We start from the raw sequence: 21,638 nt of genomic DNA, 5'->3' as shown, positions 1-21,638 counted from the left end.
AAAAAAAGCCCTGGCGGGTTGCCGCCAGGGCTTTCTTGTTGGATCCCATCAATTATTTGGCAATCTTGTACTTGGCTGTGGGGGGGACCAGATCGGTCAGCTGCATGCCATTAACCACGGCAAAGTTCTCCAACTCCGTCGAGGCGATACCGTTGGCGGTCAGGAGCGAAGAGAGAGTCGCTGCAGGCTTGCCGTTCTCGATCTTGAGACGCTTGGCCGAAACATTGATGTGCTTGGGATCGGTCAGAGTCTTGAATTGGCCGACAGCTCCGGCAAAGGTATTCGACCAGGCGGAGAGGGCCTTGGGCGTGGTGACACCATGGAAAATATAGCAATCACTACCCTTCTGAATGAACCAGGAGAGGACGCCCAGGGTGTCGCTCTGCGAAATGATGCGGCTCTGGATGCGCCGGGTTGGGAAGCCATTGATGGTGATGGCATCAGCCCGGCTGACTGAGGCCTGCGACTGGGTGACAAAGGTATCCGCCACAGCTGCGGCAGTCGCCCGGCTCTGCAACGAAAAGAGCAGATTGGCGTCCTGGTTGGGCGAGACCATCTGCACCTGCGCCGGGGTGTTGTTCACGCGCCAGCCGGTGGGCACGGCGAACTGGAATTTCAGCTCCGGATGATAGAAGGTATTGGCCTCGACGTATCCCTGGCGCGGATCGGCCCCGAAAACGATGCCGTCGATGCTCGCAAGATACTCGGGACGCCGGACGACGAATGTTGTGCCGGTCAACTTGCTCTGCCATTCCTTGGTCTTGGCCCGAACCGCCGTAATGCGATTGGCGGGATTGGGATGGGTGGAGAACCAGTCGGGCAAGCCGCTGCTCGAACTGCCCTCGTTCATCCGTTCCAGGGTTTCAAAAAAAGTCGCCATGCAGTTGGCATCATAGGAGGCCTTGCTCGAATATTCCACCCCGAGATTGTCCGCTTGCCGCTCGTCGTCACGGCTGAATTTCAGGAAGAGCATGGTGACCCCAAAATTGGCGATGTTGGCGTACTGACGGAATTTTTCGGAGAGGATCGAACCCAGTCCGAGTCCGAGGGAGGCCAGCTGCTGCTTGGAGTAGGAAACCACGGTATGGCGCGCGGCCACGTGGCCAATTTCATGGCCGATCACGCCCGCCAGCTCCGCTTCGTCATTGAGATACGCTAGAATACCGCGGGTGACGTAGACGTACCCTCCCGGCACCGCAAAGGCGTTGACCACATCGGTATCCAGAACCTTGAAGGAATAGGCCAGATTGGGGCGGTGCGACAACTTGCCCATCTTCTGTCCGATGGTATTGACGTAGGTGTTTAGCGCAGCATCATCATAGATGCCGTAGGTCGCCGTGACTTCCGCATCGCTCTGCTGGCCTAGCGCGATTTCGTCACTTTCGGACATGAGCATCAACTGATGTTTACCGGTCACAGGATTGACGGCGCAAGCGATCAGCCACCCCAGCAGCATAAGCGCTGCAAGGATCGCGACCCAACTTACATACCTTTTCATTTTTCCTCCCTGTACAGAAATGGTTGAACCTGGTAATACGCAATCAAGCGGGGCGGTCATGTTTCAGGTGTGCTCAAGGCTGGTGCACAATCCGGCCTTCAACTTTCGATGCCACGATCGGTTCCGCCTCGATAGCCGCCATGACCACATCCGCGAGCAGTTGATTGGTATTCTCAATCTTGTCTTTCGGCAGAAATCCTAGAAACCGTTCGGCTTGACCGAAAAGGATAAAATCAATGGTGGCGCCGGTGTAGCGGGCTTTGGGATCGACCGGTATCCCATTGATGGTCACCTGGCTGACCTCGATAATGCCCGCCGGAGTAATGCGATACCGATACTGCAGCCCCGAAACCTGCAGCACGCCCGGCTCGGTTTTGGCCGCCGCTTGCGCATTGGTTTGCGCCATTTTGAGCACCTCGGCACCGGTACAGCTGAATGTAACCAGGGTATTGGAAAAAGGCAAAATCTCCACAATGTCGAGTTTCTTGATCGGACCGGCGGGGAGATCCTTGCGGATGCCGCCGCTGTTGATTACGGCGAAATCCGTCCCGGCCGTCTTGCGCATCACATCGGCGATATAATTGCCGATGTTGGACTCGCCTTGACTGTTGCGCAGCCAGTCCGTCCTGAGTTGGCCGATCGACCGGCCGTAATCCGCATTGATCTGGTCACCATACGCCGCGACCTGCTTTGCCAGAAAGGGATCCGGCTGCGAAACGCTGTCGGCCCAGCAGGGCACCAGGGCATAATCGTAATGGGCCACCGCGTCGTGAGCGACATCGACCGTGAGACGGCCGAGATAGCGGGTCTTGGAGTCCGCTTGAACAATGATCACGCCATTCTCGAGGATCGGCTTGTTCAACCGGCTGTGGCTATGGCCGCCGACGATGATATCGATGCCGCGCACCTTTTGGGCCAGCTCGCGGTCGATATCGACACCGGTGTGGGTGAGCAGAATGATCAGATCGGTCTTTCCATCAACTTCATCGACCATCTTTTGAGCGGTCTGCACCGGATCGAGGACACGGATGCCGTCCAGATTCTTCTTCGCAGTCATCTCAAAGAGCTCGGAGAGCGTGATGCCGATCACGCCGACGCGGATACCTCCGGCCTCATAGATGGCATAGGGCTTGGGGGCAAAGAGATGATCGTCTTTATAGAGGTTGGCCGAGAGCACATCATACCGTGCCAATCCGATGAGGCGCTGGAGGTTCTCCTGCCCTTCATCGAACTCGTGGTTGCCAATGGTCAGCGCCTGGTATCCCATCTCATTGAGCATCTCCACATAGCCCCCTCCCAGGGCTCCATCCACCTTTAGCTTGGCAACCGGAGTACCGGTCATAAAATCCCCGGCATCAAGCAGCAGCGTCGCCTTGCCGCTGGCCCGGGCCTTGTCGATCTGGTCTTTGAGGGCGACCATCCCGCCAATGCCCGGTTTGGGATCCTTCTGGATCCAGGTGGCCGGAGCGGGCGCAAACTGGCTGTGCTGGTCATTGGTATGCAGGACCATCAGGCTGCCGCTGCGCTGGTGGGCGCAGCCACCCAACAAGAAAAGAAGAAAGAGGAAATAGAGAACCCTCAGGGGGCGCTTCATATCCGATGCCATCGTGAGCCTCGCAGTCTCGTGAAGGGGTGATCCTCCTGTGCGCCGTCGTTGTGGCCGCCTGCAGGAAGTTTATTTTACTGATTTGCGCTGCGTTTGTCAAGCTTTTTTCTGTGAGCGGACGGCACCGGCACCGGCACCCCATAAAAAAGCCGCCCCAAGATGGAGCGGCCTGGTCCTCGCCGGAGTGGGATGCTGAAAGGGAGCAGAAGGTCAGCGGATGAACTGGATTGGACGGGAGACCTCATAATCATTAACCTGCAGCTTGTAGATATAGGTAGCAGAGGCGAGAAAGGCGCCGTTGTTATCCCGGCCGTTCCATGAAACGGTATGGGAACCCTGCGGCAGGGCCCCCGCCATCAGCTTGCGCACCTCGTGCCCCTTGAGATCGTAGACAGAGAGTAATACCCTTCCTGGTTCCTTGAGCCTGAAATTGATGCGGGTCTCGGGATTGAAGGGATTGGGATAGATCTGTTCCAGAACATAGTCGATCGGGGAGGCTGCCGTGGCGCAGACCGGGCCGTGCATAGTCATGCAGCCTTTGAAATCGACATCCGCCAGCTTGTAATAGTAAACCCTTCCCGGCTCGACGGTTGTATCCGAATAGCCATAGCGGAGCGGTCCATGCGAGCACCCTGCACCGCGGATCAGGCTGCCGGTAATCTGCCGATACGGACCCTCCGCCGCATCAGCGCGGAAGAGATGGAATCCCTGGTTCTCGTTTTCGGTGCGGGTTTGCCAGTGGAGGGCAATCCGATCGCCGGCGGGCTCTGCGGTCAGATCGCCAAGATCGAGTGGCAGAAGATCGAAGCGGTAGTCCTGCACCTCGCCGAAGGAATCGCTCACGCCCACCGGATTCGAGACGGCGGTCACCTGGGAGGCGCAGCTGAAACGGAAGCGCGACCAGATCGCTGAGCCAGGGACAAAGCCCTGCGGCCAGGCGAAACTGAAGCTGTTGTAGCCAGCCCGCACGGTTTGCGCGGGAATGATGATATCGTCGGGCTGGCTGAAATCGGGCGCTTCGCCCGTGCCATGAAAATCGAGCCAGCCGGAGATCACCCCGTCACTACTGACATACACCGTCACCTCGTGGCCCGTGATGCTGAATTCGATGCCATCATTTTCCGAACCGTCGCGCTCCGCACTCTCTCCAGTGATCCACGGCCCGCCGCCGGGGCGGCCGATATAGACGGCTGGATCGAATCGTTGCGCCGCGCGCGGTAGGTTCTCGGCCCCATAATCATACAAGCTCTGCGCTCTGGCGGTCAGGGGCAGCAACACAAGCACAACCGACAACAATACCCGTCTGATGAACCTTTTATTCATGGCAGCCTCCAACTCTGTGGCGCGCGATACCCACTCTCCCCAGCGTGTGCGGCATGCGGGCCTCACCTTCCGCCTGTATGGACATGGATAGATGCTTGTTTTTATTTATCTTGTTAATTTTTCGTTTCCCTTCTGCATCCCGAAGGGTCAAAAGGCGTGCCATAAAAAAGGCTGTTCGTGTCGAACAGCCTTGCGGGAACGGGGGAGGATGCCCCGGACGGCGGGGCAGCAGGTCAAGGGCGCAGCTCAATCCCAGGCGGCGCCCTCGGGCATCCGATCGCCCTGCAGGACCTCCCCGGGGAGGGTGGTCAGGCTGGGCCAGATCTTGCAGCCCGGATAGAGCGCGGTATGGATGCCGGTCTGGACGTGGTCGGCCAGGATGGCACCCAGCTTGTGGCGACCACTCTCGACGAGTAGGCCTTTGACGGCAGAGCGGACAGGTTGATCGTCATGGCGTTTATTGGCTGTAATGGTGCCGGCGCCGAGGTTGCAGGCCTCGCCAATGACCGAATCACCGACATAGCTGAGGTGGGCGATATGCGCGCCCGGCATGATGATGCTGTTCTTGATCTCGACGGCGTGGCCGATGCGGCAGCCGTCGCCGACGGCCGTGAACTTACGCAGATAACAGTTCGGGCCGATCTCGCAGTTGCCGCCGATGATGACCGGACCCTCGATGATACTGCCGCTGCGCACCACCGATCCCGGGCCGATCTCGACCGGGCCGGTGAGGACAGCCCCCGCTTCAACACGGCCCTCGATCCGGCTGCGGCTCATGCCGGTCATCATGAATTCCTGATGCTTGAGCAGGTCCCAGGCGAAACCGGTGGGCAGCCAAAAGCCGGTGATGGGAACGACGGTAACCGTGCTGCGACGCACCACATCCATGATGGCGCCAATAATCTCGATTTCACCGCGTTCACTCAGCTCGACCTTCTCGAGGGCATCAAAAATATCGGGTTCAAAGATATAGCAGCCGATGTTGGCCAGGTTTCCGAGAAAGGTCTTGGGTTTCTCCACCATATGGATCAGGTGATAGTGCTCATCCACCTGGGCAACACCATAAAGGGAGGGATCGGCCACTGGCTTGACCAGGGCCGCGTAGGAATGAGGAAGGAGTTTGGCGAAATCCTCATGGGCAAACAGGTCGTCGCCGTTGCAGGCGACGAAGCGGCCGCGGATATGGGGCCGTGCCTGGAGGATGGCGTGTCCGGTCCCCAGCTGTTCCTTTTGTTCCTGATAGACCAGATGGATGCCGCGGTATTCCTCTCCGAGCAGTTCGCGGATCATCTCCTTGCGGTAACCAACGATCAGAATAACCTCGTCAAAAAGTCCAACCATCTGATCGAGGCTGTGATAAATGAGCGGACGATTGGCTACCGGCAGGAGCGGTTTGGGCCGAGTCAGGGTCATGGGATAGGTCCGGGTGCTTTTTCCGGCCACCATCATCACAGCTTGCATGATGTCCTCCTAGGATAGGTTGTGCACTACGATGGCTACAATTTAGCAAAAAGGAAGGACTATGAAAAAGGGAATTTTCAAAAAAAATCCCAATGAAGGGAAAGATTAGTAAAAAATTGTTGATTTTCATTGCCTTATATCGTATATTTCTCCAACCGCCATGCCCCATCCTCATCCGGGCAAGGAAGCGGGATACTCCCTTTGGCGCCACCTAATCAATCAAAACCGTGGGATATTTGAGGTGAGGTAAGGGCAATGGAAAATGTTTTTCCCAATTGTTTAAAGTGCAAAGTCGGACAATTGATCCCATTATCAGATTACGGACGCGATGGCGCTCCCATAATGTACAAGGCCTGGGTATGTTCCAATCCTGAATGCGGATATAACCTCCGGATCGATAACGGCGAGGTCAGCCGCGGCAAAGAGATCCGAGAATCCACCAAATAAAGTCCTGCACCGGCAGGCAGGTTTGTCAATTTGATCAGGGGTGACCGCAGGTCACCCTCTTATTTTATGGTCTTCCAGTAATGAGATGATGCAGAACAACTCTTCTGCGCAGGGGAAAAAGCCTTTCTTTCAGCGCTATAAAATCCATATCGCCGCGACAGGTTTTGCCATTCTGATCTGGTTTCTTGTCGTCTCCAACGAATTCTACGATGCCGAGATTCAGATTCCCATCGATATTCCAGCGGTGCAATCCCATTACATTATCACCAGCGAGCTTCCGACCAGAGCGCGCGTCAAGGTGCGCGGTCAGGGCATGGCCCTGATGGCTTTCATGCTTTTCCGCGAGGGGCGGCTGGAGATGAACCTCGAGTGGGGGCCGGGCGAGCGGGTGCTCTACCCGCGTACCCAGGATGTCATCCTCGGCGGCGGCGCCCACGCCCTCACCGTTCTACAGCTGATCGAGCCGCAGGAGATCCCTGTGGTCATTGAGGAGTTGGCCTCGCGCATTGTACCCGTGGCAAGCCAGATCACCGTCAAACCGATGCCGGGTTATACGGTAGTGGGAGATGTCCTCCTCGAACCGACCGAGGTTGTCGCCCGGGGGCCCAACTCCCTGATCAAGTCGCTGCGGACCGTGCCGACGATCGAGCGCACCCTCGACCGGGCCAAGACCGCCCTCTCGGGAGAGATCTTGCTCAACTCACCCGATGCCAAAAAGATCATGCTTCAACCGGCGCGCGTCCTTTTCAAGGTGGATGTCCAGAAACTGATGGAGAAACGTATCGAGCACATCCCGGTGCGCGTCCGCAACCTGCCACCAGGTTATCGCGCCATGGTTTTACCAGCCACCCTCAGTCTGATCGCCGAGGGTGGGGTCACGGTCATCTCCGCGCTGACCGAAAAAGAGATCACGGCCTACATCGATTATGGCCGTCAGCCCCAAACGGATGGCCAGAACGCTCCCGCCTATATTGTCCCCGTCCCCGGTGTTCGCTACCGTGATATTATGCCCAAGCGTTTCAAAGTGATCCTGGAACGCGAATGATGCGCGTTCTCGGAATCGAAACCTCTTGCGACGAGACCAGCGCCGCGTTGATTGACGAGAGTGGCATCCTGGCCAATGTCATCGCCACGCAAAAAATCCATGAGGCTTATGGTGGCGTCGTGCCAGAGTTCGCTTCTCGCGCTCATATGCGCCAGTTGCCCGGGATCATCCGGCTTGCCCTGAAGCAGGCCTGCATCGGACTGACCGGAATCGATGCCCTGGCGGTCACCTGCGGCCCCGGTTTGGCGGGCTCCCTGCTGGTAGGCCTCTCGATGTGCAAGGGCCTCGCCCTGGCCCTGGGAAAGCCCTTCATCGGCATCAATCATATCGAAGGCCATATCCTGGCCACCGCGGCGCAAACCGCCTCTATCGAATATCCCTTCATATGCCTGGTCGCCTCGGGGGGCCATACCCTGCTGGTGCTGGTGCGCGAACCGCTCCGCTACGAAATTGTCGGACGGACCATCGATGACGCAGCCGGCGAGGCCTTCGACAAGGTTGCCAAGGTCCTCGGCCTCGGCTATCCCGGCGGGCCCTTGATCGAAAAAAGTGCGCGCGGTGGTAACCCCGGTGCCATCGCTTTTCCTCGCGCCCTGACTGAAAGCGGCAACCTCGATTTCAGTTTCAGCGGGCTCAAGACCGCTGTGCTCTATTATGCCCAGGCGCTCGCGCCGGAGGAAGGGGCCGCCCGGCTGCCGGACATCGCCGCCAGCTTCCAGCAGGCGGTCATCGATGCGCTCTTTATGAAAAGTCAGCGCGCCCTGGAGGCCTACGGCTGCCATACCCTGGTGCTGGCAGGCGGTGTCATGCGCAACGTCCCGCTGCGCGAGACCTTCACGAGTCGGTGCCAGTCGCTGGGCATCGCCCTCGCCATCCCGGCGCCGGAGCTCTGTACCGACAACGCCGCCATGATCGCCCAGGCAGGGCTGATGCACCTGCAGGCGGGCGAGCACTCCGATTTCTCTCTTGATGTCGCACCCAACCTCTCCCTTTGACCCGCCAGCACCCCCTACGGGTGGCCTGTAGTCGACCACTTTATGCTTTCAATGTGCGGCGAATCACAGGGAGATGGAACATCATGGGGCTTTTTTTGTTAAATAATAGTATATTTTATCGATTGCGGATCATAACCGCCTATGTTCTCATCGTTTGACGCCTTCAGAATTCTGATTGCGGGGAAGCCGCTTTACCTGATCCTCGCCCTGCTGCTGGCCGCAGGGATCTCGCTGCTGGTATACCGCCGTACCCGTCCCGCAGTTCGGCCGTCGTTACGGCTTCTCCTTGCGGCGCTGCGAACCGCCGCGCTCCTGCTGATTCTGCTGGCGCTCTTTGAAATGACCCTGCAATCTCGGCGGGTGGTGACGACACCACCCCTGCTCGCCGTCGCGATCGATGCATCAGCGAGCATGCAGCAGCAGGAGGCCGGGACAAGCCGGGCGGCGATGCTGCAGCGGATTCTGGCGGAGGAGTTCAACCGGCACCTCGATAAATCCCTGAATCTGGGCTATTATGCCTTTGACGCCCACCTCCAGGAGCTGACATCGAAGGCTGTCGATTCGCTGGCTTTTGATGGCGATGCGACCGACATCAGCAACAGCCTGGCGTCCATTAAAAACCGTCTGGTAGAACGTAATCTTTGCGGCATCCTCCTGCTCAGCGACGGCAACTATACCCAAGGTGGAGATCCCGGACGATATGCTGCGGAGATCGGGGTGCCTGTCCATGTTCTGGGCTTCGGTTCCGCTGAGCGGCAGAGCGATATCGGCATCACCCAGGTGGAGGCCAGCCCCTTCGCCTTCGCCGGAGAATCGACCCCCCTGCGCGTCACGGTGCACAGCACCAGCGTAGGACAGGAAAAGATCGGCTTGCAGCTGGAGGGCGTCGGCGGCGAGGCCACCCGTGCCGAGATCATGTTGCGGCGCGGCCCGCTGGATTCGACGATTGTCTTAAAGTATACACCGACACGGGAGGGACGGCAAAAGCTGGAGGTCCGGCTGACACCGGCCGGCCGCGACGCCCAGCGCGCCAACAACCGCTTCACGTTGTATCAGGACGTGCTCAAGTCCAAGGCCTTGATCTTCATTCTGGCGGGCTCTCTTTCGCCCGACCTCTCTCTTTTGCGCAACCATCTGCGCGCCGACGAGCGGTTCGATATCCGCCTGCTTGCCGAACTTGGGGATCCCGGTGGTCTGCAAACCGGCTCGTATCAGGCCTTGCAGGACAGCATCGATCAGGGCGATCTCTTCGTTCTTTACAATTTTCCCCGGCGCACCTCTCCACCGCGAAGCGTAGCGCTACTGCAGTCAGCCCTCGCAAAGCGCCCGCGGCCCGTGCTCTTCATCAGCGGCCGGGATCCGGATTGGCAGCGTCTGAAAGCGCTGGAGCCCTATTTGCCGATCCGGGCGGAAGCGACAACCGTAGCCGAAATGGAGGTCACTGCGACCCTGACCCCGGCTGGTCAGGAGCATCCGGTCATGCAGATTCCGGGCGCCACCATCGCGGCTTGGAGCTTGCTGCCCCCGGTTTATGTCCGGGATGAGCTGCGCGCATGGTGGCCCGATGCCGAAATCCTCGCCCGCGCGCGGATCGGTTCACCAGCCGATCTTGCCGGAATCGAAACCCCGCAGTGGCCTTTCATCCTGGTGCGCACCAGCGGGGCCAAATCGGCGGCCATCATCGGCTATGATCTCTGGCGCTGGCACTTGATGATGGTCGGTATCGGCAATGGAGACGAGACCTATCACCACTTTTTCCAAAATCTGGTCCGCTGGCTGCAGATCGAAAAGAACAGCGACCTGGTTCGTGTGCGCTCCGACCAGTCCACTTATCATTTTGGCGATGAGGTCCGCCTCACCGCCCAGGTTGTGGATGCCCGGTTCCAGCCGGTCGACGATGCCGAGGTCGAAGTAACGGTCCAACCAACCGGAGGGGAGAAGCCAGCCGGCGGCGATGAGCCGCGTCGGGCCGCCGCGGCCTCAAAGCAGAGCACCCTCTTTCTCACCCCGGCCGGACAGGGAAGCTATACCGCCGCCTTTCGGCCCAATCAAGCGGGTGATTATCAGGTCAAAGCGGAGGTCCGTCGCAACAGTCAGAAAGTGGGCGAGGCCACCCACCTCTTCACGGTCGGCAGTTACAACGAGGAACTGAGTGATGTCGCGCTCAAGGCGGAGCTGCTGCGCCGTATCGCCGCGCTGAGCGGCGGATTCTATGCGCCTGCCGACTCGGCCGCCGGGCTGCTGGCGCGCATCCACGGCGCAAGCCTGCACCACACCCGGACCCGCGACCTGGAACTCTGGAACCGCGGAACGCTGCTGGCGGCCATTCTTGCACTGCTGGCCGGCGAATGGTTCATCCGTCGCCGCAAAGGCATGCTGTAGCTTCCGGGCCGGCTCTTTCGCTTTCTGCAGCATGGCCCTTTTGCGTCTATATTGAAAGTATCGCCAGCGGGGTATAAGACAACGCAACCATGGTTAATTCGTCTCTTGATCGCATCCATCGACAAGACAGTAGGTATTTATTCCGGTATCTCATGCTAATGCATCCTCTGAAACGCATCCATCTTCTTCTGGCGGTGGCGCTGCTTGGCCTTGCCGGCTCCGCAGCACTGGCCCAGGTGACGCTCGGCGGTGGCAAGGGCCACTTGCGCACCTATGATGCCGACCCTGTCCCGGCCGGTCAGCTCTACGTCAACGGCTTTTACAGCCTTTATTTCGAAAAGATAACCACGGCCGTGCCGCTGGGCGCCGGGATTGGCCAGCGCGAAGAACTCGCGGTGGATCATACCCTGAACCTCAGTCTCACCCTCGGACTCTCGCGCACCTTCGAGCTGATGTTTCACGCGGTTCCGTATCAGGACAATCAGCGCGATCTCTTCGGGCCGATCGGCGACACCCGGATCGGCGTCAAGCTCCATCTCCCGCACCGCGGTAGCATCCTGCAGACGGGTCTGGTCGGCTTCATCTCTATGCCGACCGCCCCCCTGCACAACATCCCCTATGAAAGCTACAGCACCGACGTCTATGGTTGGGGCCTCATCGGCCTCGCCTCCCTCGATTTGCGTTCGAGTGGGGTCGCTCTGCCGGTCAAATTCATCGCCAATATCGGCTATCGTGACCAGAATTGGGGCGACCGCTTTTTCAGCGCCGAACAGGATCAGTTGCTGGTCGGCGCCGGTTTCAAATTTCCCATTCGCGCCACCCTCTTTTATGCGGAGACCACCGGGGAGATCTTTATCAACCAGACCGACCGCCTCTCCCTGCGGCAGAATCTGCTCCGTTTCTCCAGTGGCCTGCGCTTCCTCGGCCCCAAACAGCTGGTTTTCGACGTGGCAGCGGACATCCGCCTTGGCAATTACACGCCCACCTCCGCCGACCTGGCACAAAACCCCTTTCTAAAAAAGTACGCGGATTGGAAGGTGCTTTTCGGGGTGACCCATCGCATCCAGCTCTTCGAGACAGCCAACCCCGAGGACCGCGCCCGTCGCGAACGCCAGACCGAGGAGCAGCAGAAGAACGAGGAAATCCGCAAACAGCGCGAACAGGTCAATCACGAGTTGGATGAGTTGCGGAAAAAAGTCGAAAAAAGCCAGGACCGGCAGCCGGAATGAGCAGGAGCAGAACAAAAATGAATCCTCGACCCCGGCATGGCTACTTGCTGCTGCTGAGCACGCTGCTCATCGTCGCCATGCTCTTCTGCGCCGTTGCACCATTGCGAGCTCAATCCTCGTCTGAATGGCAAAAATCCTCCGACCGGCTCTTCAGCCAGGCCCGACGCTATTACCTGAGCGAGAAATACTGGGAAGCCGCCCGCGACTTGATCATCCTCCTCGACTTCAATCCCGAGTACGAAAAAAGCGACGAGGTGGTCTATACCCTGGCACAGTCGCTGTATGAAATCGGCTTGTCCCAGGGGGCGGAACGGCTCTATCAGCACCTGATCACCCGATTCCTTCGCAGTCCCTTGCAGCCCAATGCCCTTCTCGGGTTGCAGCGGATCGAGTACGACCGTCAGGAGTGGAACCGGTGCATCGACTATCATCAGATCATCATACGCTCGGTCTCGCCGCCCACCATCACCGACGCCTCCTGCTATTTCGCCGGCATGGCCCAGTATCAACTCCGTGATTTTCCCAAGGCGATGGAGAACCTGGTGCAGGTCTCGATAAAAAGTCCGTGGTACCCTTTTGCCCAGTACAATCTCGCCCTGGCGCAGATGCGCATGAAACAGCTGCCGCGTGCGGTGACCACATTGCGCGATCTCTGTGAACTGCCGGTTGAGAGCGAAGCTGTGCGCAGCCTGATCGACGAGAGCCACCTGACCCTGGGCTATCTTTTCTATGAACTGGAGCGCTATCGCACCGCCTACGAGCAGTTCCAGCTGGTGTCGCCGGCCCATGAGCATCGTGACGAGGCGCTGCTCGCGGCAGGCTGGTGTCAGGTGCAGCTCGGCAACCTGAACGGAGCCATCAAACCCCTCACCCAGCTCTTGCTCAACCATACTGGCAGCGCCAGCACGGAGGAGGGCCTCTTTCTGCTCGGCCGCTGCTTCATGAAACTAAAGCGCTACGACCACGCCATCAGGGTGTATGATCACCTGATCGCTCTCTTCCCTAGCAAGGAGGAGATGCCGGCCATCACCCGCGAGGTGCAGCGGTCGCTGCTGGAGGAGGGGATCGAGGTGGAAAAGATGCAGACCGATCTGCTCATTATGGAGAGTGAGCTGATCGATGCCCTGCCCCTCCAGGTCACCTGGCCCGAGATGCCCAACGAGCTGCGCGATCAGCGTCAACAGCTGCTGGACCTGCGACAGGGTTTGCTGCGCCGCATCCAGGAGGAACGAGTGCGGGTGAATCAGCTGGCCGATGAAATGGACGAGCTGCGCCGTCTCACCCGGCGCAAGGAGTCCCGTATGGATTGGCGCGCCTATGCAGAGTTCGGCAAGTCCCGCGCCCTTTTCATGCAAAGCATGCAGTAGTCCCAACGTTACCGATGGTTATTCCAATGAAATCCTATTTCCCCTATTGCCTTGACCAAATCCGTTGCCACGGCCGGTGGGGTGCCCGATGGCTCCTGCTGGGCGGCCTCCTGCTGGGCGGCCTCCATCCTTTGCAGGCGGCCGGGCAAAAACCAGCCTCGATCGTCGCCGGCGTCGTCTCGGAGAGCGGCGAGGATCTCACCAAACTGAACCGGATCATCCTCGAACACGAGACCCTGCTGCAAAAATATCCCGACAGTGACTTCACCCCGACCGTGCTGCTGCAGCTGGCCCAGCTTTATCAACGCCAGTCCACTGCGTTGTTTCAGCAGCAGATGGAAAAGTATGAGCAGGATCTCCAGGCCTTTGAGCGCAACGAAATCCTGGACGAGCCGGTTCTCCCCCGCGCCAATATGGAAAAAAGCATCAACCTGCTCGAACAGCTGGTCGAAAAGTATCCCAAGGTCGCCTTCCGCGATAAAGCCCTCTACATGCTCGGTATGGCCTACCTGCAGCAGGGCAACCGCGTCCGGGCGCAGCTTTGCCTCGAACGAATCATCAGCGAATTCCCGAAATCGGCCATCACCCTCGAATCGCATTTCCGTATCGCCGAGTTCTACTTCGACCGCCGCGAGTATGCCCCCGCCATCGAACACTACAAGGCCTTGCTGGAGCAATGGGATAACCCTTACTTCGACATGGCCCTTTACAAGCTCGGCTGGTCCTACTACTCTCAGGGTGATTATCCCCACGCGATCACCAGTTTCATCTATCTACTCGAGGATATGGCGCTGATCGAGCGGACCCATTCGCAACAGTTGAGCCGTTCCCGGGCGGACCTGAGCTCGGAAGCGATTCAGTACGTCGCCAGCTGCTATGCGGAATACGGCGGTCCGGCAGCGGCCCAGAATTTTTTCTCCTCGCGCACCGACAAATCCTACACCCTGCCCATCCTGGTGCAGCTCGCGGCGCTCTACCAGAAACGCGCCTACTATCCGGAAGCCATCGCCGCCCAGGAGGTTCTCCTCAGTCTCTATCCCTTTTACGAAAAGGCACCGGAGCTGCTGCAGCAGATGGTTGATGATTATGAAGCGGATGGTCGCAAACCGCAGGCGATCCAGACGCGCGAGCGGATCGTGCAGCAGTTCGCCCCCGGCAGCTTCTGGCTTCAGAAGTATCCCTCGGGCCCGGTTCATCAAAAAGCGGACAGCCTGGCCCGGGTCACCTTGCGCGGCCTGGGCCTCTATTTCCAGGCGGAAGCCCAGCGCAATGGCCGCGTTCGCGACTATCAGGTTGCCATTGAAAAATATGAGGATTATCTCGAAAAATATGGCTCAGCCCCCGATGCCGCGGAGATCCATTACCTCCTCGCCGAATGCAATTATGGTCGCAGCGATTTTGCCGGGGCGATTGCGGCCTACACCGCCGTATTAACCCGGTACGATACCACCCGCTACCGCCATGATGCCGCCTACAATCGGGTTTTATGTTACTATCAACTGCTCGGCAGTGACCCGGGGGGCGACTCCTCCGAGGTAGCCATCCCCAGGTTCATCGGCGAAAGCGATACCCTGCGCCTGGCCGTCTCGCGGCCATCCGAACGCGGCCTGCTGTTGGCGGCGAACGAATTCATCACCCTGTTCCCCGATAGCCGGAATCATGATCAGGTTCTGATGAAGCTGGGTGAGACCCTCCACGAGATGCATCAGTACGCTGCAGCGGCGCGGGTTTACAAGCATGTGGTCGACCTCGGGGCGCAGCGTCCCTTTTATCTCAGCGCGGCGCTGAACGCGGGGCAGTGCTATTTTGATGACAACCGCTTCGAGGAAGCCGATCGCTGGTTTACCGCCCTGCAGGAGCAATTTCCGGACTCGGCGCATTACCGCGAACGCGCCGGCCGTCTCGGCACCCTGGCGAAATTCAAGATCGCCGAAGGACTAGCCGCGTCCGGCCAGACCGAAGCCTCTGCACAGCTGATGCAAACCGTGGCGCTGAACGCCGCCGAGGCGCCGCTGCGCGACCGCGCCCTGTTCGAAGCAGCAACCCAGTTCCAAAAGCTCAACAAGCCCGCCGCCGCGGCCGAGGCGCTTGAGCAGTTGGCCGCCCAGCAGCCCCCCTCGAACCTGGCCGATGAGGCCCTGTATCGTGCAGCCGTGCTGCGCGAGAGCAGCGGCGACTATGCGGCCGCTGCCCGGGATTACCTCCAACTCTGCGACACCTGGCCGGCCTCACATTTCGCTCAGCGCAGCCTCAAATCCGCTGCCCTTTGCCAGGAGAACCTGCAAAACTGGGGCGATGCGGAGAGACTGTACAGCCGTTTTGCCCAGAGCTACCCCGATTCCCTGGCCGACATGGTCGAGTGCCTTGCCAAGGCGGGTGAGATGGCCAGCAAAGGAGGCGATCCGGCCGGTTCGCGCCGTTATTACACCCGTGCGGTGCAGCGCTGGCAGCAAAGCGGGAACGCCGGCGCGGCGATCGATCCCTATTATGTCGCTCAGGCGCAGTTCATGCTCGGCGAGTTGCTCTTCAACGAATACACCCAGATCACGCTGCAGCCGCCCTTCGAACGCAGCATGAAACGCAAGGTAGCCAAGTTCAACGAGGTCTTCGAGGCCTACAAGGCCACCCTGGAATATCAAATCGCCGATTGGTCCACCGCCGCCTCTTATCGCATCGGGGCCTCCTTTGAGGAGTTCGTCCGCGCCTTTATGGATTCGCCCCCGCCCAGGGGATTGAAGGGCGAGGCGCTGCAGGAGTACCAGTCCAAACTGGTTACGGCGGCCAAACCCTACAAGGAACGGGCCCTCGAAACCTACGCCAAAATGGTCGAACAGGCCAAAGCGAACGCGATCGAAAACAACTGGGTGAGCCAGAGCCGTCAACGGCTGCAGGCTTTGCAGACGGAGCTGGGGATCGTACCTTCCGCTGATTCTGCCTCCGATCCGACAACCCCGCCGCAACCGGCGCCGGCCCAGCCGCAACCGGAAGGAACAAGGCCATCATGACGCCGACGACCTTTACTGCACCCCGCACCCTGATTCTCATCGCCTTTCTATTCGGCGTGGCAGGCCTCACCTCCGGACAGGAGCAGAACCTTCTCCCGGCGGATTCGACACGGGGGACGGCCGCCCCGGCCGACGCAACCGCCCCGTCCCGCGATGGTACCCGCCTCTTCAACGCCATGACCGCGGAAACCTCAACCGCATCGGCTCAGGACTCGCTGCGGCTTCTGGATCCACGCTCCTCCTTGCCGGATTCCCTGCGCGATGACGAGCATTCCTTCAGGCTCTTTCTCGACAAGATCGAGGTTGAAGGCAAGCTCGAAAAACCCCAGGCGATTTTCATCATCCCGGGCAGCGATCCTGAAATCGACGATATCGAGATTAAACGCTCCTTTTTTGAAGAAATTTTCCGGCCGGTGGCGCCCTCGGCCCACCTCGGCCTGAAACAGAAACCGTCCTCCACCAGCAAGCGTAAAGACGTCTTTCCCTGGTAAGGCGATAATGAGGAAGTAATGCAGTTGGATATCAAAAAACAACGCCGGCAGCTGGAGCAGACCCGCGAACAACTCGTTGGACTCCAGAGCGCCTTGCACGAACGGCTCTACACCTTGTATCGCGACCATGGCCTGATCGAAAAGCGCGCCGAACTGCAGGACCCAGCCGTCCGGCAGCGCTGTCTCGCCCATCCCTTCGATGGCGTCACCCGCAGTGAATTGGAGGTTATCGTCGCCCAGCTGCGCCCTCTCGGCGAGGGCATCGCCCGGCTCAAGGCGGAAATCGAGCAGCTCAAACGCCAGGAAACCGAGGAGCGCAGAGTCCTGCATGAAGCGCCGTCCAACCTGCAGCCCGCGGTGCTGCAGCCGATCCGGGATAACGGATTGCAGGAACTGAAACGGTACAGCCACAAATACATGGTCTGGGCTCTGGGCATCGCCGCCGTCATCGAGTTCTTCGCCGTCGGTGTATACTGGCTTGTCGTCTATTTGCAGCCGGAGGAGGCCCTTGAAAAGAAGGTGCGGATCACTAAATACATCGAGCTGGAACCGCCCCCCTCGATTGCCGAGGATTTGAATCAGCCCATCGGCGGCGACAATCTGCTCGGCGGCAGCACCTCGGGCATCATCGGCGTTCTCGGGGTGATTGTACCGGTGAGCGACAAGGACAAGAAGAACAACGGCATCGAATTTCTCGTCAGCGACAACTCGATACAGGACCTCGATCGGCTGCTCTCGCAAGCCAAACTGCGCGGCGGCAGCGGCGGCGGAGGTGAAGGGGGGCTGGGGCTCGGTCAAGGCAACGGCAGCCGCGGCCGCAGTTCCGCTGACCAAGCCTATGACCAGGTTGTCCTCGATGAGTTCAACGTCGCCGCCCTGGGCAATGTCGATCAGCTGATCACCGAAGCCAAGGGCGTCGAGAGCGTCAAACTGGAAAAGAAGGGGCAAGTCGCCATCCAGGCCCCGGGCGATATCCGTGGTTCCGAGACCGCCCGGGTGCAGCGTTCCGCCGATGCGGTGATGGGGGTGATCAACGCCCAGCAGGCGCGTATGATGTACATCTATAACAAACATCTGCGACTCCATCCGGATATGCGCGGCAAGCTCAATGTCGATCTGACCATCGAGGCGGATGGCACGGTCTCGAACATCGTGGTGGTCGAGAGCAACATCAGCGAGGACGAGTTCGTCCGCGAGCTCCTTGGTCTGCTGCGCCGTCTGCGCTTTGACAAAATCACCGCGGGATCAGTCACCGTCAATTTGCCCCTGGTCTTCAACAGAACGGAATAACCGCTGCCGATGAATCCGAGAACCGCTAGACTGACTCGTCTGGTTTTGCTGATCGCCATCACCCTGATCATTGAAATGATCGGCCTGCCGCAGCCCATGACCGGTCCCTTGGTCAATCTGATGCTGGTGCTGACCACTCTGATCTCCGGGATAAGCGGAGGGATCGCCCTCGGCGCCATCACGCCGCTTATCGCTCTGATCCGCGGCCAACTGCCGCCGGTGCTGGCCCCCTTCGTTCCCTTCATCCTGTGCGGCAACGCCCTTTACGTTCTGCTCTTTGGCGCCCTCGGCAGCCGGAAATCCGCATCACCGTTGCAGTCCTGGCGTGCCTGGGTCGGGATAATCCTGGGATCAACCGCCAAATTCCTCTGGCTGTTGCTGGCCGCGCGCCTGATCATGCCCCTGCTCCTCTCCAGGACGCTGCCCGAAAAGATCATCACCATGATGACCCTGCCCCAATGGATCACCGCCCTGCTCGGCGGCGCGCTGGCGCTGCTCTTTCATGCTTTGCTGCTGCGCCGGCGCATTCTCGCCCCGCCCCGATAACCACCCCCCTTCCTGACCTCCCCATCTGCGGCGGCATGCGCATGCCGCCCGTCGTGAAACCGAATGACTCCAAATGACTTGAGAGCCGGCACCTGCCGCTGCGCCCGGAGCTATTGTGTTGAATTTGTCGCTTTTTTTTCGTATCATAAAAGTCTGTTTGCCGGCAACCTATCGAGGTCGATCCAGGCTCATGTCCAAAGATATCGAGATCATCGGGGCGCGCACCCATAATCTCAAAAATATTTCCGTCACCCTTCACCGCAACCAGCTGGTGGTGATCACCGGGGTTTCGGGATCGGGGAAATCCAGTCTCGCCTTTGACACCCTTTACGCCGAAGGTCAGCGCCGGTATGTCGAGTCGCTCTCCGCCTATGCACGGCAATTCCTGGAGCGGATGGAACGGCCGGACGTCGACAAGATTCACGGCATCTCGCCCGCCGTGGCCATCGAGCAAAAGAACACCAACCAGAGCTCCCGCTCCACTGTCGGCACGGCAACTGAAATCCAAGATTATTTGCGTCTGCTCTTCGCCCGCATCGGCGAAGCCTGGTGTCCCTCCTGCGGCCAGCCGGTGCGACGGGAGCAGGTCCACGATGTGGTATCTTACATCCAGGGGCGGCCGGTCGGCAGCCGTTGCACCATCACTTTCCCGCACGCCGCTGATGCAGCCAGTTTGCAGCAGCTGCGTCAGAAGGGCTATTATCGCGTCCACGCTGAGGGCAAAGTCCTGCCGCTGGAACAACTCGCGCCCGGCACAGAGCGCGTCGACGTCATTGTCGATCGCCTGGTCACCGCCCCCGAAATGGCCGGCCGCATCGCCGATTCAGCGCAGCAGGCCTTCGAGATGGGCAAGGGGCATCTCGATCTTCATTTTATCGAGGAGCCCTCACATCCCTTTTCGCAGGGATACGAATGCGCCCGCTGCGGCATCGTCCTCACCGAGCCGCAGCCCGGGCTGTTTTCTTTCAATCATGCGACGGGTGCCTGTCCCGTCTGCAACGGCTTTGGCGACATCATCACCATTGACGAGGAATTGGTCATCCCCCATCCAGAGAAGAGCATTGCCGGGGGGTGCATTGCTCCCTGGACCACCCCCAGCCACCGCGAACTCTTCGAGCTGTTGCTGCGGGAAGCACCGCAGCACGGCATCGATTTGGATACCCCCTACGCCGAGCTGGGGCCGGAGGCGCGGGCTTTTCTCTGGGATGGCGCCGGCGACTTTCCCGGTATCAATGCCTTTTTCAGCTGGCTCGAAACCAAAAAATACAAGATCGGGGTGCGGGTGTTTCTCAGCCGGTACCGTGGGTATGTCACCTGTACGGCCTGCAATGGCTCGCGCCTCCGCCCTGAAGCGCTCTATTTCCGCATTCTGGGGGCGACGATTGCCGATCTCAATCGAAGTTCTCTGCAGGATCTCCTGGATTTTTTCAAGAGGCTGACGCTGAGCGAGTACGAGACAGCGATTGCCGGCCAAATTCTGACGGAGTTGCGCAACCGGTTGACCTACCTCAATGCCATCGGAATGGGTTACCTGACCCTCGACCGGCGTATCGGCACCCTTTCGGGCGGCGAGTTCCAACGCATCAATCTCGCCACCGCCCTCGGCGCCCAGCTGGTGGGCGCGCTCTACATTCTCGATGAGCCGACCATCGGTCTGCATCCACGCGACAGCCAAAAACTGGTGGAGATCCTCAAGGCCCTGCGCAATATCGGCAATACCGTGGTGGTCGTCGAACACGACCGGGAGATGATGCGCCAGGCCGATCAAATCATCGATCTCGGTCCCGGTGCGGGCGCCAGCGGGGGTGAGGTGATCTTCAGCGGAACCTTCGATGAGATCCGCGTCGATGGTCGGTCGCTGACCGGCGCCTATCTGCGCGGCAACAAACGTATACCCTTGCCAGACCGGCGTCGACCATTGACCGGCCCCAAGCTGCAGATTCGCGGCGCCCGCGAGCACAATCTCAAGAATATCGACCTCGATATCCCGTTGGGGGTAATGACGGTGGTGACCGGCGTCTCGGGCTCGGGTAAAAGCACCTTGGTGCGGGATGTGCTCTATGCGGGGATGATGAAAAAACGAGGCGATTGGAAGAAGCGGGTGGGCCATTTCCACAGCATCAGCGGAGATGGCTATATCGGCGATGTGGTCATGGTCGATCAATCGCCCATCGGCCGCACGCCACGCTCGAATCCGGCCACCTATGTCAAGGCTTTCGATCCGATCCGGCAACTCTTCGCCGAGACCCACCGCGCCCGCGTGCGCGGCCTGAAATCGGGCGCCTTTTCGTTCAATGTCCCCGGCGGCCGCTGCGAAACCTGCGAAGGCGCCGGCGTGGTGCGGGTCGAGATGCAGTTCCTGGCTGATCTCTTTCTGGAATGCGACAGCTGCGGCGGCAAACGCTACCGCCGCGACATCCTCGACATCCAGTACCGTGGCCGAAATGTGACTGAGGTGCTGGAGATGACGGTTAGTGAGGCCCTCGATTTTTTCGCGCACGAACCGGCGGTGACCCGGCGTCTGAAGCTGCTCAAGGAGGTCGGCCTGGGCTATCTCAAACTGGGCCAGCCGGCGACCACCCTCTCCGGCGGCGAAGCCCAGCGGGTCAAGCTGGCCGCCCATCTCAGCGATCCCCGGCGCAAACAGCTCCTTTACATCTTTGACGAGCCGACCACCGGCCTCCATTTCGATGACGTCGCTACCCTGTTGCACTGCTTCGACACACTGATCGCTGCCGGCCATTCGGTGCTGATCATCGAGCACAACCTCGATGTCATCAAATGCGCCGATTACATCATCGACCTCGGACCGGAAGGCGGCGAGAACGGCGGCTACGTCGTGGCACAAGGCACACCGGAGGAGGTCGCTGCCGCCGATACCTCCTACACCGCGACCTACCTCAGACCGATGCTCGAAAAACCCGGATAAAAAATCCATTGCATCCCAAAAAAA

14 protein-coding genes are annotated in these 21,638 nt (G+C 59.5%); 10 read left to right on the top strand and 4 right to left on the bottom strand.

Annotation, left to right across the window (positions count from 1 at the left end; genetic code table 11):
• Positions 1-52: 52 nt before the first annotated feature.
• From PLH32_03710 to PLH32_03695, 4 genes are all read right to left on the bottom strand, one after another.
• The gene (locus PLH32_03710) at positions 53-1,498 is read right to left on the bottom strand and encodes a M48 family metalloprotease (protein HQJ63696.1); all 1,446 of its coding nucleotides are present in this window, start codon (positions 1,496-1,498) and stop codon (positions 53-55) included.
• A 73-nt stretch (positions 1,499-1,571) separates the two neighbouring features.
• Entirely contained in the window at positions 1,572-3,092 is a 1,521-nt protein-coding gene (locus tag PLH32_03705) for a bifunctional UDP-sugar hydrolase/5'-nucleotidase (GenBank protein HQJ63695.1), read from the bottom strand.
• A gap of 222 nt (positions 3,093-3,314) precedes the next feature.
• On the bottom strand, positions 3,315-4,427 hold the full coding sequence (locus PLH32_03700; GenBank protein ID HQJ63694.1) for a FlgD immunoglobulin-like domain containing protein: 1,113 nt from the start codon (positions 4,425-4,427) through the stop codon (positions 3,315-3,317).
• 246 nt (positions 4,428-4,673) lie between these two features.
• Entirely contained in the window at positions 4,674-5,888 is a 1,215-nt protein-coding gene (locus PLH32_03695) for a sugar phosphate nucleotidyltransferase (GenBank protein HQJ63693.1), read from the bottom strand.
• Between the two features lie 535 nt (positions 5,889-6,423).
• Here PLH32_03695 and PLH32_03690 point away from each other — a divergent pair.
• From PLH32_03690 to uvrA, 10 genes are all read left to right on the top strand, one after another.
• The gene (locus tag PLH32_03690) at positions 6,424-7,380 is read left to right on the top strand and encodes a CdaR family protein (protein ID HQJ63692.1); all 957 of its coding nucleotides are present in this window, start codon (positions 6,424-6,426) and stop codon (positions 7,378-7,380) included.
• Positions 7,380-8,375: a tRNA (adenosine(37)-N6)-threonylcarbamoyltransferase complex transferase subunit TsaD gene (tsaD, locus tag PLH32_03685; protein ID HQJ63691.1), complete on the top strand. Its 996-nt coding sequence runs from the start codon at positions 7,380-7,382 to the stop codon at positions 8,373-8,375. The genes PLH32_03690 and tsaD overlap by 1 nt, the downstream gene beginning before the upstream one ends.
• Positions 8,376-8,516: 141 nt before the next feature.
• Complete coding sequence (locus tag PLH32_03680) at positions 8,517-10,757, top strand: hypothetical protein (protein ID HQJ63690.1); 2,241 nt, start codon at positions 8,517-8,519, stop codon at positions 10,755-10,757.
• 158 nt (positions 10,758-10,915) lie between these two features.
• The gene (locus PLH32_03675) at positions 10,916-11,986 is read left to right on the top strand and encodes a hypothetical protein (protein HQJ63689.1); all 1,071 of its coding nucleotides are present in this window, start codon (positions 10,916-10,918) and stop codon (positions 11,984-11,986) included.
• A 17-nt stretch (positions 11,987-12,003) separates the two neighbouring features.
• Complete coding sequence (locus PLH32_03670) at positions 12,004-13,353, top strand: tetratricopeptide repeat protein (protein HQJ63688.1); 1,350 nt, start codon at positions 12,004-12,006, stop codon at positions 13,351-13,353.
• Positions 13,354-13,379: 26 nt separating this feature from the next.
• Positions 13,380-16,358: a tetratricopeptide repeat protein gene (locus PLH32_03665; protein ID HQJ63687.1), complete on the top strand. Its 2,979-nt coding sequence runs from the start codon at positions 13,380-13,382 to the stop codon at positions 16,356-16,358.
• Positions 16,355-16,849, top strand: coding sequence for a hypothetical protein (locus PLH32_03660; GenBank protein ID HQJ63686.1), 495 nt, complete (start codon positions 16,355-16,357; stop codon positions 16,847-16,849). The genes PLH32_03665 and PLH32_03660 overlap by 4 nt, the downstream gene beginning before the upstream one ends.
• An 18-nt stretch (positions 16,850-16,867) precedes the next feature.
• Positions 16,868-18,139 carry an AgmX/PglI C-terminal domain-containing protein gene (locus PLH32_03655; GenBank protein ID HQJ63685.1) on the top strand — a complete coding sequence of 424 codons (1,272 nt, stop codon included), beginning with the start codon at positions 16,868-16,870 and terminating at the stop codon, positions 18,137-18,139.
• A gap of 9 nt (positions 18,140-18,148) precedes the next feature.
• Complete coding sequence (locus PLH32_03650) at positions 18,149-18,685, top strand: ECF transporter S component (protein HQJ63684.1); 537 nt, start codon at positions 18,149-18,151, stop codon at positions 18,683-18,685.
• A 190-nt stretch (positions 18,686-18,875) separates the two neighbouring features.
• Positions 18,876-21,614, top strand: a complete 2,739-nt coding sequence (gene uvrA / locus PLH32_03645; protein ID HQJ63683.1) for an excinuclease ABC subunit UvrA — start codon at positions 18,876-18,878, stop codon at positions 21,612-21,614.
• Positions 21,615-21,638: the final 24 nt, after the last annotated feature.

The organism is bacterium, assembly GCA_035419245.1.
In the GTDB taxonomy this organism is placed as follows: Bacteria; Zhuqueibacterota; Zhuqueibacteria; order Residuimicrobiales; family Residuimicrobiaceae; genus JAKPUX01.
Note: the sequence above shows the minus strand (reverse complement) of the source record. Positions and strands in the feature narration are given on the sequence as shown.

Coding starts and splice junctions, on each gene's coding strand:
- PLH32_03710 (HQJ63696.1), bottom strand. CDS start 1,498: ATGAAAAGGTATGTAAGTTGGGTCGCGATCCTTGCAGCGCTTATGCTG.
- PLH32_03700 (HQJ63694.1), bottom strand. CDS start 4,427: ATGAATAAAAGGTTCATCAGACGGGTATTGTTGTCGGTTGTGCTTGTG.
- PLH32_03670 (HQJ63688.1), top strand. CDS start 12,004: ATGAATCCTCGACCCCGGCATGGCTACTTGCTGCTGCTGAGCACGCTG.
- PLH32_03695 (HQJ63693.1), bottom strand. CDS start 5,888: ATGCAAGCTGTGATGATGGTGGCCGGAAAAAGCACCCGGACCTATCCC.
- uvrA (HQJ63683.1), top strand. CDS start 18,876: ATGTCCAAAGATATCGAGATCATCGGGGCGCGCACCCATAATCTCAAA.
- tsaD (HQJ63691.1), top strand. CDS start 7,380: ATGCGCGTTCTCGGAATCGAAACCTCTTGCGACGAGACCAGCGCCGCG.
- PLH32_03680 (HQJ63690.1), top strand. CDS start 8,517: ATGTTCTCATCGTTTGACGCCTTCAGAATTCTGATTGCGGGGAAGCCG.
- PLH32_03660 (HQJ63686.1), top strand. CDS start 16,355: ATGACGCCGACGACCTTTACTGCACCCCGCACCCTGATTCTCATCGCC.
- PLH32_03655 (HQJ63685.1), top strand. CDS start 16,868: ATGCAGTTGGATATCAAAAAACAACGCCGGCAGCTGGAGCAGACCCGC.
- PLH32_03690 (HQJ63692.1), top strand. CDS start 6,424: ATGCAGAACAACTCTTCTGCGCAGGGGAAAAAGCCTTTCTTTCAGCGC.
- PLH32_03705 (HQJ63695.1), bottom strand. CDS start 3,092: ATGAAGCGCCCCCTGAGGGTTCTCTATTTCCTCTTTCTTCTTTTCTTG.
- PLH32_03665 (HQJ63687.1), top strand. CDS start 13,380: ATGAAATCCTATTTCCCCTATTGCCTTGACCAAATCCGTTGCCACGGC.
- PLH32_03650 (HQJ63684.1), top strand. CDS start 18,149: ATGAATCCGAGAACCGCTAGACTGACTCGTCTGGTTTTGCTGATCGCC.
- PLH32_03675 (HQJ63689.1), top strand. CDS start 10,916: ATGCATCCTCTGAAACGCATCCATCTTCTTCTGGCGGTGGCGCTGCTT.